The organism is Gramella sp. MT6 (assembly GCF_019357415.1).
Lineage (GTDB): Bacteria > Bacteroidota > Bacteroidia > Flavobacteriales > Flavobacteriaceae > Christiangramia.
Window position 1 is genome coordinate 677,665 of sequence record NZ_CP048410.1, and the last position, 12,760, is coordinate 690,424.

Consider the following 12,760-nt stretch of genomic DNA (forward strand, 5'->3'; position numbering starts at 1 on the left):
TTCTAGCCTTTGGTTAAGATAATTTGTTCGTTATATAGCTGGTTTAGTTGTTCGATAAAGCCATCCCACTCCGCAAAATCTTCGGTCTCCACTTTTGCATTTTCGATCCTGAATTCTTTTTGATAGACGATCTCCCCTTTCTCCTGAAAGAATTTTACAGATAATCGAAAATCTTCATTCTCGAGTGAAATGCTTTCTGGGATATGAGACACTTTATAGCCTTCAGGAATCTTAAGCTTAAAAGTGGAATGCAGATCTTTTTTATAATTGAAAATAAAGTCTGTCTCCCTTTCTTTCATGAGGTAATTAGATAGTTCCTTATCTATATCCAGATCTATATAGACCTCATCATCAAATTCTGAAACTGCGTTCTGCACTGCGATCTCGTAATTCACATTAAGATCGAGGTCACGGTTTTCCAGATCTGAAGTTTCTATGGAGGAAACACTGATATTGCTATTTCCATTTCTTAAATAATATTCCAGGAATTCATCTTTTTTATCGTTTTTCAGGGAATGAAAGAACGACAACAGGCTTGCCCGGCTCTCTCCCTGGAAATTCTTGGTCACCTCACCTTCCAGACTGCCGTCTACCAGTTTCAGGTCATATTGAACTTCTTCAGCATTAAAATTGGCCTGGTGTACCGGGATATTTTCAAGGATAAAATCATCTCCATTTTCGATGAGCACTTGCTTACCCTGGATACGATCTGCAAATTCACCCATAGAATTGAATTCTTCGGTCCCGTCCAGGAACAAGGGTTTTCCATCAAGCCAAACAGTGCAGATCATGTGATTGTCTACAGATAAGTTAGGCGTGGAGTAATCGTAGGCGATATGTTTGGTTCCTACCCAGGTTAACCTCGCATCAAACCCAGCTTCGGTAAGCATTTGCTTGGTGAGGTTCGCCATTCCCTTACAATCGCCATAGCGCTTATTGAATACATTCGACGCTTCATCCGGTTTAAAACCGGCGATGCCATCTTCAAAAGCGATATACCTTATATTATCCTGGATCCAATAATAGATATTCCTGATCTTCTCCTCTTCTGTTGCCGCATTTGCAGTTAATTCTGCTACTTTATCCTTAATGTCGGCATTATCGTTCTCAAGTTCATCTACCAGAGATTTATACCAGTTATAGAGGTCGTGGGTAGTTTTAAATATCTTTTGCTCCTGTCCATTATCGGTATATGATTTAGGCAGTATAAGAATATGAGGATATACATAGCTGGGTCCGGGTGCATTTGGATCATCATAATGGCCGTTAGCCATTTTCAAAACGTAGGTATACCTGCTCGAACCATTTTTTTCCTGGGAAACCGACTTCTGAATATCGTATCCATCAAAGTTCATTTCACGGAGTTCTAAATTCAACCATTCCGGGATCTCTATGCTGATCTTCCTCTCTAACGCAGGATAGTCATCAATGAAATAAACGTTCGTAAAATATTTGATATCCCTGTATTCTTTAGTGATCTCAGCATTATAGGTAAATGCATTCACAGGAAAGTCCAGGTACACATGTTTTACCCGTACATCGTTATGAAAAAGATCATCGCTGGTATAGGCTTCATCTTTCACAAAATGATCTGTTCTCTTCTGATTCTTGCTTTCCACCTCAAAATCGGTCACCTCAGACTCTCCATCATAGAAAGTATAATACCTGATATCTGCCCGGCTATCCAGGTTAATTAAGGTACTCTGGTTTTTTTTGGTCACGGTCACCTTGCCTGCTCTCCCGTCCAGGTCAAAACTTATTTCATCATGATTCTTAAGAAAAGCCACCTGATCATCGGGAAAAAGTTCCTTTAATTCCCTGGCAATCGTCACATCTTCTGCTGGAGGTGCCTGATGTTTCTGCCCATAGATATCCCTGCTCCCAAATAGAGAAAGGGCAAGAAAACCCCACAAAAAATTTTTCATATGATTGATAGTTAGACAGCTAAAATATTTTTTATTTCCTAAAAACTTAAAGTTTTGTTTATTTTTTTATGAAAATCATTGAAAAATAACCATTTAAAGAAAATATTTACTGTTCATCCTTTTGAGTTGAGGGAACCAATGAGATTATAACGGTCCTCCATAAAAATAACTCACATTTCTATTTAGCCAGTTTCAGGATTAGAATATTTCGGTATTTAAATATTATCTTCATAAAACTCTAATGATCATACAATTAAATCAAACCCAATAATCCAAGAGTAATTCAAACAGCGTCTTACAACTCACCTGCATGAAAAAGGCCCTTTTTACTTTGCTACTATTGCATGCTACTATGGGCTATGCTCAATCCTGGCTTACACGTGAAGATACTTACTGGTTTGCCAGTACTGGAGTAGACCTTCGAAACGCAACTTTTGGAGGCACAGTAAACGATGCGGCTTATGATGGTACATTTTCTATAGGTTATAGAAATGCTGGGTTTAGTATAATCGCTTATTATGAAACCTTTACTGCCATAGAATATGAATCTTTTGGTATTAACCCAGGCTTCGTAATAAGACCAGGTAAAAAATTTATTCCAATAGGGGATATTTCTCTTTCCTTCATTAGAAGACCCTGGAAAACCTATCCATCCCTGGCCTTTAATGCTCGCTTTGAATATCATTTCGACAGATTCTTTGTTTATCTCCGTGGAGAGAATCGCTGGCGTACCGACTATGATTTTTACCAGTTTTCGGTGTACGGTGGCTTCAGTATCAAGTTTGGATTTGACTGATACTCCTGAATTTATAACCGATTCAGCTTTGTAATAAATTTAACTTCAACTAATCAAATTTTCAATATTTTTGGCCCCTGTCCAACGAATCTATTATGGAGATTTTTTTACAACCCGATACCTGGGTCGCTTTACTTACTTTAACTTTCCTGGAAATAGTTCTGGGAATAGATAACATCATCTTTATTTCACTGGTTGCCGGCAGAGTACCTGAGGCAGATCAGAAAAGAGCACGTTTGGGCGGGTTAACCATCGCCCTGGTAATGAGGATCCTTTTGCTTTTAAGTATTACCTGGATCATAGGGCTTACCAAGCCTGTACTTACAGTGGCAGATTTCGAACTCAGCTGGCGGGACATTATTCTTATTGCCGGAGGTATATTTCTGCTGGTAAAAAGTACACTGGAAATTCACCACAAGGTCGAAGGACAGGAAAACGATCCTGAAACCGGCACGCCATCAAAAACCATGGATTTCACCTCAGCCATCATACAGATCGTGCTGCTGGATATCGTCTTTTCTTTCGACTCGATCCTTACTGCCGTTGGTCTTACAGATGAGATTTTATTAATGATCATCGCCGTTGTTATTGCCATTATTGTCATGATGATATTTGCAAAACCGGTAGGCGAATTTGTAAATAATCACCCTACCATACAAATACTGGCTCTTTCGTTTTTAATACTTATAGGCGTTATGCTAATTGTTGAAGGAGCACATTACCATGTACCGAAGGGATATATCTATTTCGCGGTATTCTTCTCATTAGCCATAGAAATGCTGAACATGAGGTACCGGAAAAAGAACACTTAAAAAATCTCAATTTAGTCCAGCACCTCGTAATTTATTGGTTTAAAGCTTCCGCCATTACTGTCTTCCGCAGAACATGCGGTTAAACCTACGATGAGATCCATTTTCGCCTCAAAAAGCACATAATCTCCGGCTTTACTGAGGGGTGGTTTTACTGTGATCCTTCCAAAGGTATCGAACTGCACATTCATGAAAATATTGAAGGCCGTAGGGATATCATCTGGTTCGATATTATATTTTGCAAGATTGGTATGAAGGTTCTCAAAACAACTGGGATGATATTGAGAGTCGCGGTACATAATCTTAAAAGTTTCAGGGCTGCATGGTGCCAGTAAAAAGTCATTACGCCCGTTGGTATCCTCCAGTATCTCCATCATTTTATTACTGCGATTGCTCCAAATGTAATTACCCTTAGTAATGAGAATACTTTCTTCAAAATCGAGCGTTTTTCCGCTGGAGATCTTTTCCCTCACATCTTCTGCATTAAAGATCACCATATCGCTTACCTGCTCACCTAAAGGATCCACTACTTTTAAGAGCTGACCCTTTTTCATTTTAAAAGCTGCGCCGCTTTGCTTTTCTATTACCTGCATATTCTTTCTTCCGTCTTATCTAATTTTATTTTCATTCTTTATAGCCTTACCCAGTTCCTCTTTCATACAGTTTCCAGAAGAATTTAGATTTTCAACTACCGCTTCCACATCATGTTTGGGATAGGATTGATGTAATTTAGCAACTCCTTCAACCTTTACCGGTTGTAACCAGAAACCTGTGATAAGCGGCAAATGCTCATCCAGCATTGGTTTTGGAATATCACCGTAATACAGCGGAGAATCCTGTTCTTTCTCAAATTGCTTTACCAGATTTTCCAGAGAATTTTCCAGTTCCTCTCTCGTTTGTAATTTCACCTGCGCATTTACATGCACAGCGGTATAATCCCAGGTACTTATGTCTTTTTCTTTGTACCACGAAGATGAAATATAGCTATGTGGCCCATGAAAAATGATCAAAGCTTCAGAGCCGTCCTTTACCAAAGCCGCTTGTTCATTATGGTTTGCCAGGTGGGAATATAATTGCCATTCTGCCTCATTTCCCTCAATAAGCACGGGAAGATGGGTCGCCATGAGCCTGTTTCCGTTCATAATAACCGTGGCAAAGGGATTTTCTCTGATAAAGGAAAAGACGAATTTTTTATCGTCTTTCTTATATTTCTCTGGTCTGTACATTCATTCTAATTACTGTGAAAAGGACATTTCCAATCTTTTTCCACTTTTCTACCACTATACTGTCTAGCCTCACTATTAGTTCCAAAATCCTGCAACATAGGATTTATTGAACCCTGCAATTCCTTATCCCGGTCTCTAATCCTGTCTCGTACCGTTTCATAACTCCCCATTTCACGGAGTTTTTCAAATTGCCAGTGCAAATTGAAAGCTATCGTGACATAAGGACTTTGCCTCGCTTTCCTGGAAGCTCCGGGATGCATTCCTACAATATAGAATGCTCTTCCATTCAGGCTAAAACTGAAATGTTCACTTTCAGGATCTTCACTAACTGCCGAATCCCATTCCTTTTCATCTACCTTATGTAGATTCTCAAGTTGTTTCCACAGTATTTTTTCAAAGCCAATTTCGGAATAAATCGGGGATTCAGGAAATACCGCTATAAATGTTTTAAAATCATTAGATTCAAAATCATATTCTGATATGTATTTTTCAAGATCTGCAAGTATTTTTCGTGCGGTAGCTAAAGTTCCAAAATCTGAATAGGAATGCAATTCTACCCGGCTCATAGAAAAAACTGTTTTCGCCATGATACAGGGATGGTCATTATCCAGGATGAATTTTTCAAATTTATTTTTCAGCTCTATATTTTTTACCGGCCTTGATTTTAGGCCTTCTTTTGGAAGATTATATTTTATTTCCATAATATTCTTATATTCAGTACTTTATACATTTAAAAAACACACCACTCAACTTTGATCAAATGGAACTTCTAAAGGTTATTCTGGCCGGGATACTTGGCACCATTCTAATGACTGGATTCAGTTATGTTCTCGCGCGCCTAAAAGATCAGGAGTTTAGAGAGCCAAGGCTTTTAAACATGATCTTAAGGAGATCCACTTACGATAAAGTAAATCCATCAAACAATTCAATACTTGGGTGGGTGGTTCATTTTTCTATTGGCATCATTCTAATGACGCTTTTCTACATCATTCATCTCATCTTCTCATTTTCTATTTCTTTCACTTCGATCTTAGTTTATGGAGTTTTTGCCGGAATCCTATCAATTCTAAGCTGGCATCTTATGTTCGTAATATCTCCGAATTCTGAAAATGTTCAGCTAAAAGAATTCTATGTACAGATCCTGATTGCCCATATTCTATTTGCTATGGGCGCAGCTGTTTTTATATTCTGAAAATTCTTCTAACGCTTAACGTCTTCCATCAACCAGTTTTCAAGCTCTTCATTATCATCTTCTGTATGCATTACCGAAATATCTCCGGTAGCCTCAAATATCACTGCTCTAACCTCTTTTAACCTTATAACATTTGCTTCTCTCAATTTAGACCGAAGATCGCTTTCGCTAACCCGGGCCTTTTTAAGGTTATCATGAAGTATTTCTGTTCCATCCATCAATAATAACGGGACATTGTCAACTACTTTTTGAACCTGTTTGTAACGTCTTAAAAGTGCCACACTAATTTGTAAAACATACACGGCTCCCATGCCAATTACACCATCCCAAAGACTAACGCTTTTAGACAAAACGGTTGTGGCTATCATAGAACCAACAGCAACTGTCATCGCAAAATCGAAACTTGACATTTTCGAAAAGCTACGTTTACCAGCTATCCTTGTAAATAGGATCACTGCTATATATATCCCAATCGCTGTTAAAACGATGGCCAGCAGGTCCATTTCTTTAAATTGAAACCATTTTTCCATCACTATAAAACTTTGAAGTGAGAAATTCTGGTCGCAAAGCTCTGGCATTTAAAGTTTCTCATAGTTTTAAGTTTGATTGAACCTCTAAATTACAGACTGATGCATCTAATTAAATGTTAAGCAATCATAATCCTTTGTCAATATTGCCATTAGCTGGGGTATCGCGTCAAAAAAACCGTCATATGAATCAATTTCGGAGCTTTCGTACTCCTCTACCTATAACACCTGTGAATTCAAAAATTCAATCAAATCTCTTATCCCAGAGGTTCTCTAATTTCTTGATGGCATCGGTAAGGGTGATCGCGCTGGAATTGATATTCTTCCATGGATCTTCTTTATTGGCAAGTCTTTTGAAAATATTATTAATATTATAACTCCTGGCCGAAAGGGAAGACCTGTCCAATTCTTCCCAGTCTAGCGGAGTGGCAACCGGGGCGTTTTCTATAGGCCTTACCGCATAAGGAGCTACCCCAGTTTGACCAAAAGCATTTCTGGCGACATCAAGAAAAAGTTTATCCTCCCTCTTATTCTTGCGGGATGCAGTCGTCATATCTTCCGGATATTTCTTTTCGAGATATTTCGCAGCTTTTTGTGCAAAATCTCTCACTTCATCGTAAGTTCTGGTTCTTTTGAGCGGCACTACCACATGCATTCCCCTGGAACCAGTGGTCATAATGTAGACCGGCAACCCCAGTTCCTCGCCCAAAAGATCTTTTACTTTTTTCGCTGCTTGCTTTACTTCTTCAAAATCGTCCTTAACAGGATCAAGATCAAATATCATCCTGTCTGGTTTATCAAGAATATCCTGCCGGCTTAACCAGATATGCGGGCTGATACAGGCTTGGTTTGCCAGATATACCAGCGTGGATTTCTTATTGCAAATAACATAATGGGTCTTTCCACCCTCCTGCTTCTCGATCGCTTTCTTTTCTATCCAGTCAGGGAAATAATCGGGGGCATCTTTCTGATAGAACCTTTTACCTGTAATTCCGTTGGGAAAACGTATCATCGTGACAGGGCGGTCTTTTAAATGGGGAAGCATGGTCTCTGAAATCTTTTCATAATATTCTATAAGATCGCCTTTAGTATATCCTGCTTCTGGAAAGAAAATCTTATCCAGGTTGCTGATTTCAAAACTATCCTTTCCAAATTTCTTTTTGGTTCCCATATTAAGCCTCCTTTATTACTTCCTGTGCTTCTTTATCGCTTCTAAGACCAAGGTACCTTGGGTGTCTCAATTTGTTCGTATTTGTCCACTCGGTAAAGGCAACTTCCCCTACGAGTTCAGGTTTTAACCAGTGTACATTCTTTTCTGGCAGGTCTTTATTATCCTCAAATTGTGGAGCAGCTATTTCTATCTTCGACATTCTGGAATGAAGCTCTTCCAGCATCTTATCTGTATACCCGGTTCCTACCTTACCAGCGTACTGAAGTTTCCCATTTTTATAGAAACCAATAAGCAAGGCACCAAAGCCTTTTCTTTCGCCCTGCGGATCTGTATACCCACCAATAACGAATTCCTGCTGATTTTCACATTTGAATTTCAACCAGTGGGAAGAACGGCTATGAACATAAACACTGTCAGCCTTCTTCGCAATTAGCCCTTCCCAGTTCTTTTCGCAGGCTTCTTTGTAGAATTTCTCTCCTTCTTCATTACGGTGCGAAGTGAACCTCAATGGATCATCAAAATCCAGCAACTTTTTAAGTAGTTTCTTCCGTTCTACTAATGGTAATTTGGTAAGGTCATGCCCATCATAAAACATAAGATCAAACACATACAAGAAAACTTTGGTTTTGCTGTTCTTTACTTCATCAGCATCCTTTAAATGCATTCGTTTTTGCAATTCAGAAAAGCTGGTTTGCTTGCCTTTAAAAGCCACCATTTCTCCGTCAATAATAAAATCTTTTGCTTTTTGCGATTTGAAAAGATCTACGATCTCTGGATAAGTAACATTGAGGGTCTTCTTATTACGGGACATTATCTTTACTTCTTTCTCCTTTTTGTAGACAACACAGCGTTCTCCATCCAGTTTTCTCTCAAAGATCCACTCCTCATTAGAAAAGACATCATGGGTTAGTTTTGCCAGCATTGGCGGCATCCAGTCTGGCTGTTTCTTTTTCTTAAGTTTTTCCTGAAGTTCTTGAGGTATGGTTTTTAATAGTTCATTCATCTTTGCTGGAATCTTTTGCAATCTGATTCATCGTCCTACCTGTGAGGACAGATTTATTCTCGGTATTTACAGGATTTCTCCGGGCATCGGCCTCTTCATCATCCACTTTCTTCAATAACCATTTTTCATTTTTACCCTTCTGAGTCCTGATCAAAGTATAGCCTCCTTTCAGTTTTTTTCCTTTCAGAATAAAAGTTGAATGACCTTTTTCCAGTTGCTCTTTCATAGGCACAAAATTACCCTCAGCATCTTTTTTATCATTTTCATAGGTCCCGGCATCCCATACCATCACGGTTCCACCTCCATATTGTTCTTCAGGGATCACACCCTCGAAATCGGCATATTCAAGCGGGTGATCTTCAGTCCTAACTGCAAGCCTTTTCTCATCTGGATCTGTGGAAGGACCTTTGGGAACCGCCCAGCTTTTTAGCACCCCGTCTACCAGTAATCTGAAATCGAAATGCAAGTTGGAGGCATCGTGTTTCTGGATCACAAAGATCTGCTTGTTTTCATCTTTCTTGTGATCTTCATCGCCAAAAGGTTCTGAAGAAATATCAAAATCCCGTTTACCGTGATAGTCTTCTAAAAATCCTTTCTTTCCCATGACTTAATAATAATTGTATAAACAAATTCCTATTATTAATAATTTCCTGAATTTCTAACTTCCAATTATTTCTCCACCATTAATATGGATCACCTGCCCTGTCATATAACTGCTGTCTTTGCTGGCAAGAAATACATACGCCGGTCCTACTTCGCTTGGTTGTCCGGGTCTGCCCATGGGTACTTTCTTCCCAAATTCTGATACTTCATCGAAGGTGGAAGGAATAAGCGGAGTCCAGATGGGCCCGGGCGCAACAGAATTCACCCTAATCTTCCTGTCGACCAGCATTTTAGATAAGGAACGCGTAAAACTTACAATTGCTCCCTTGGTGCTGGAGTAATCCAGTAAATGCGAACTTCCCCGATAGGCCGTCACTGAGGTAGTATTAATGATAATCGAGCCTTCCTTTAAATATTCCAGAGCTTCTTTTACCACATAAAAATGGGGATAAAAATTTGTCTCGAAGGTCATCCTGAATTGTGCTGAACTTATTTCCTCCACCTCTCCTTTAGGAAATTGGACGGCAGCATTGTTAACTAAAATATCCAGTTTGCCGAATTCTGAAATCACCTTCCTAACGGCTTCTTTACAAAATGATTCTTCTTTCAGGTCTCCGGAAATGATCAAGCATTTTCTTCCTTCTTTTTCCACCAGTTTCTTCGTCTCCAGGGCATCTTCTTTTTCTTCCAGGTAAACGATTGCTACATCTGCACCTTCCCTGGCAAAATGTATTGCCGCACTACGGCCAATACCGCTATCTCCACCGGTAATAAGTGTAGCTTTTCCCTTAAGTTTTTCACTCCCCAGATAATCATCCCTTATGATTTCCGGTTTTGGTTGCATTTTATATTCATCTCCCGGTTGTTCCTGCTCTTGTTCCGGTACATTCTCTGGTTTACTCATTGGTCAATTTTTGGTTACCTATCTAAATTAAAATGTTTTGTAGCAAAATAAATGTTAACCAATCTTAAGCCTTTGTAAATATTAATTTATACTGTAGGATAAAGTCAAACGCTGTGTGAAATGAATTAATTAATACATTTGAATATGAACAATTTTCTAAAGATCGGTCACCGGGGAGCAAAAGGGCATCTGGCTGAAAATACTCTTGAAAGTATTCAGAAAGCCCTGGATATAGGAGTAGATATGATCGAGATCGATGTGCATAAATGCGCCAGCGGAGAACTTTGGGTTATTCATGACTTTACATTGGATCGCACTACAGATGGTAGCGGCGAAATTGCAAAAAAACCTGCAGAGGTTATTCGAAAACTTAGGATCGAAGGCCGATATAAGGTCCCTCTTCTAACTGAAGTCTTAGATCTTATTGAAGGCAAGTGTCTTATAAACATAGAACTGAAAGGTTTAAATACGGCAGCACCCGTTAGTGAATTGGTGAAGGAGAAAGTGAAAGGTGGAAAATGGCAATATTCAGATTTCATCATTTCCAGCTTTCAGAAGAACGAACTTTTTGAAACCAGAAAATTAGACGAAAAAGTACCCATTGCAGTATTGAGCAAAGCCAGTGTTCCCGAAGCTATAGAAATTGGAAAAATGTTGAAGGCATCGGCTATACATCCTTCTTTAGGAATTATTACCCGAGATAATACAAAATTAAGCCAGGATGCAGGTTTCAGCGTGAACGTCTGGACAGTGAATGAAAGAGAAGATATTCTAAGAATGATAGATTTTGGAGTTGATGGGATCATCTCAGATTACCCGAACAGGCTGCATAATCCCCTTCTGGAACTCAAGCCTTAAACAAATTTTCTTCAGCCCATAATATCTGCCTATTTTTGCTTCAGATTAAAAAACAGTATTTGGAGCAATATGATATTATAATTGTTGGTGGTGGCGCGGCTGGTTTTTTCACAGCGATAAATGCTGCTGAAAATAACCCAAGCCTTAAAATCCTTATCCTGGAGCGAGGAAAAGAAGTGCTTACCAAAGTTCGAGTTTCAGGCGGCGGTAGATGCAATGTTACCCATGCTGAATTTATACCTGCAGAACTGGTGAAAAAATATCCCCGGGGTGAAAAAGAATTACGTGGCCCCTTCCATAAGTTTATGACCGGAGATACTATTGGCTGGTTTGAAGAAAGAGGTATTGAACTTAAAACTGAAGAAGACGGTAGAATGTTTCCCGTCACCGACAGCTCCCAGACCATTATAGACTGTTTTACTCGCGAATGTAAAAGATTGGGCATAGAGGTTCAAAAAGGCCAGAGCCTGAAAAACTTTAAAAAGATTGAGGATCACTGGCAGGTAGATACGAATACCGCAAGTTTCCAGGCCACACATCTAATGCTCGCCACCGGTAGTAATTCCAAGGTATGGAACTTACTTGGAAAAATGGGACATTCTATAGTTAATGCCGTTCCTTCGCTATTTACCTTCAATATTAAGGATATCCGAATTAAAGATCTTGCAGGGATAGCTTCAGATGCTGAAGTAAAAATCCTGAACCAGAACCTGGAAAGCTCCGGTCCACTTTTGATCACCCATTGGGGGATGAGCGGTCCTGCTATCCTGAAATTATCGGCCTGGGGAGCAAGAGAATTGCATGAACTTGATTATAAATTCCAGATAATGGTAAACTGGTTACCGGGATTTTCTGAGAATGATATTCTGGAGCAACTTAAAGAGCTGAAATTTTCAATTCCCAAACAACAGTTGGCTACTCGGCCACAGTTTGAACTCCCAAAAAGATTATGGCAAAGCATAGTTGCTGCAGCAGGAATTAAACCTGAAACCAAATGGGCAGATCTCAATAAAGATCAAATGAAAGAGTTAGCTAGCCAACTTACTTCCGCAGTTTTCAATGTTGATGGGAAAAGTACTTTTAAAGAGGAATTCGTTACGGCCGGGGGGATAGACCTCAAAGAAGTAGACTTCAAAACTTTTGAGAGCAAAATCCATAAGAACCTTTATTTCGCTGGAGAGATCTTAAATATTGACGCAATCACCGGAGGGTTCAACTTTCAGAATGCCTGGACAGGGGGATTTCTGGCGGCCAAAGCTATGAGTTAAGCCTCCAGATCTCGAAGTTAAAAACGATCGCAAAAAGCACCCATACGGCATAGGGTATTAGAAGATAAGCTGCAGGTAGACTAACTATTTTAAACCATCTTATCGTAAAGAGAATTACCACGAACAGGACCACCAGGTCTAATAAGGCGAAAAAAGGCTGTTTTAAGGCGAAAAATAACAGGAACCAGAATCCATTCAAAAACAGTTGAAATCCAAAGTGGTAAAGCGCAGTTTTAACCCATTTATGGTAGAATCCCTTGCTCCATACGATGCCAGCAGAAATTCCCATTAAGATATACATGAGCATCCATATTCCGCTAAAAAGATCTTCCTGAATATGGAACCAGGGTTTTTCCAGACCTGGATACCAATCGGCAATACCGGTTTGCGTAGCTATTACCCCCAGGAACCCGAAAACAAGGCAAACCCCCACTGCAAAAGAACTCCTTATGAATAATTTACTAGTCATAATTGGCCG

General features: G+C 39.4%; 15 protein-coding genes. 5 read left to right on the plus strand and 10 right to left on the minus strand.

What is annotated here, in order from left to right; translation table 11 throughout:
• Window positions 1-2 precede the first annotated feature (2 nt).
• Window positions 3-1,925, minus strand: coding sequence for a transglutaminase-like domain-containing protein (locus G3I01_RS03095; protein WP_219550965.1), 1,923 nt, complete (start codon window positions 1,923-1,925; stop codon window positions 3-5).
• A 310-nt stretch (window positions 1,926-2,235) separates the two neighbouring features.
• Here G3I01_RS03095 and G3I01_RS03100 point away from each other — a divergent pair, with 310 nt between their 5' ends.
• Together G3I01_RS03100 and G3I01_RS03105 are read left to right on the plus strand one after the other, a co-directional pair.
• A complete protein-coding gene (locus tag G3I01_RS03100; protein ID WP_219550967.1) occupies window positions 2,236-2,721 on the plus strand; it encodes a hypothetical protein in 486 nt (161 codons plus the stop codon).
• A 95-nt stretch (window positions 2,722-2,816) separates the two neighbouring features.
• On the plus strand, window positions 2,817-3,533 hold the full coding sequence (locus G3I01_RS03105; protein ID WP_219550969.1) for a TerC family protein: 717 nt from the start codon (window positions 2,817-2,819) through the stop codon (window positions 3,531-3,533).
• A gap of 11 nt (window positions 3,534-3,544) precedes the next feature.
• Here G3I01_RS03105 and G3I01_RS03110 read toward each other — a convergent pair whose 3' ends face one another.
• The 3 genes from G3I01_RS03110 to gntA are packed head-to-tail and all read right to left on the minus strand — an operon-like array spanning window position 3,545 to window position 5,457.
• Entirely contained in the window at window positions 3,545-4,123 is a 579-nt protein-coding gene (locus G3I01_RS03110) for an urea carboxylase-associated family protein (RefSeq protein ID WP_219550971.1), read from the minus strand.
• A 15-nt stretch (window positions 4,124-4,138) separates the two neighbouring features.
• A complete protein-coding gene (locus tag G3I01_RS03115; protein ID WP_219550973.1) occupies window positions 4,139-4,756 on the minus strand; it encodes an FMN-binding negative transcriptional regulator in 618 nt (205 codons plus the stop codon).
• A 5-nt stretch (window positions 4,757-4,761) separates the two neighbouring features.
• A complete protein-coding gene (gntA, locus tag G3I01_RS03120) occupies window positions 4,762-5,457 on the minus strand; it encodes a guanitoxin biosynthesis heme-dependent pre-guanitoxin N-hydroxylase GntA (RefSeq protein ID WP_219550975.1) in 696 nt (231 codons plus the stop codon).
• A 59-nt stretch (window positions 5,458-5,516) separates the two neighbouring features.
• Here gntA and G3I01_RS03125 point away from each other — a divergent pair, with 59 nt between their 5' ends.
• Window positions 5,517-5,948, plus strand: coding sequence for a DUF6789 family protein (locus G3I01_RS03125; RefSeq protein WP_219550977.1), 432 nt, complete (start codon window positions 5,517-5,519; stop codon window positions 5,946-5,948).
• Between the two features lie 8 nt (window positions 5,949-5,956).
• Here G3I01_RS03125 and G3I01_RS03130 read toward each other — a convergent pair whose 3' ends face one another.
• The 5 genes from G3I01_RS03130 to G3I01_RS03150 all read right to left on the minus strand — a co-directional run bounded on the left by G3I01_RS03130 (window position 5,957) and on the right by G3I01_RS03150 (window position 10,156).
• Window positions 5,957-6,478, minus strand: coding sequence for a YetF domain-containing protein (locus G3I01_RS03130; protein ID WP_219550978.1), 522 nt, complete (start codon window positions 6,476-6,478; stop codon window positions 5,957-5,959).
• A gap of 241 nt (window positions 6,479-6,719) precedes the next feature.
• The gene (gene ligD / locus G3I01_RS03135; RefSeq protein WP_219550980.1) at window positions 6,720-7,646 is read right to left on the minus strand and encodes a non-homologous end-joining DNA ligase; all 927 of its coding nucleotides are present in this window, start codon (window positions 7,644-7,646) and stop codon (window positions 6,720-6,722) included.
• A 1-nt stretch (window position 7,647) separates the two neighbouring features.
• Window positions 7,648-8,649 (minus strand): non-homologous end-joining DNA ligase, encoded by a 1,002-nt coding sequence (gene ligD, locus G3I01_RS03140; protein ID WP_219550982.1) that lies wholly within the window; start codon window positions 8,647-8,649, stop codon window positions 7,648-7,650.
• On the minus strand, window positions 8,642-9,253 hold the full coding sequence (locus tag G3I01_RS03145) for a DNA polymerase ligase N-terminal domain-containing protein (RefSeq protein ID WP_219550984.1): 612 nt from the start codon (window positions 9,251-9,253) through the stop codon (window positions 8,642-8,644). Before G3I01_RS03145 ends, ligD (G3I01_RS03140) begins: the two co-directional genes overlap by 8 nt.
• A gap of 54 nt (window positions 9,254-9,307) precedes the next feature.
• On the minus strand, window positions 9,308-10,156 hold the full coding sequence (locus G3I01_RS03150; protein WP_219550987.1) for an SDR family oxidoreductase: 849 nt from the start codon (window positions 10,154-10,156) through the stop codon (window positions 9,308-9,310).
• A gap of 144 nt (window positions 10,157-10,300) precedes the next feature.
• Here G3I01_RS03150 and G3I01_RS03155 point away from each other — a divergent pair, with 144 nt between their 5' ends.
• Window positions 10,301-11,014 (plus strand): glycerophosphodiester phosphodiesterase family protein, encoded by a 714-nt coding sequence (locus G3I01_RS03155; protein WP_219550989.1) that lies wholly within the window; start codon window positions 10,301-10,303, stop codon window positions 11,012-11,014.
• A 59-nt stretch (window positions 11,015-11,073) separates the two neighbouring features.
• The gene (locus G3I01_RS03160; RefSeq protein ID WP_219550991.1) at window positions 11,074-12,282 is read left to right on the plus strand and encodes an NAD(P)/FAD-dependent oxidoreductase; all 1,209 of its coding nucleotides are present in this window, start codon (window positions 11,074-11,076) and stop codon (window positions 12,280-12,282) included.
• Here the strand turns inward: G3I01_RS03160 and G3I01_RS03165 are convergent.
• On the minus strand, window positions 12,272-12,751 hold the full coding sequence (locus tag G3I01_RS03165) for a TspO/MBR family protein (RefSeq protein WP_219550992.1): 480 nt from the start codon (window positions 12,749-12,751) through the stop codon (window positions 12,272-12,274). The genes G3I01_RS03160 and G3I01_RS03165 overlap by 11 nt on opposite strands.
• Window positions 12,752-12,760 lie beyond the last annotated feature (9 nt).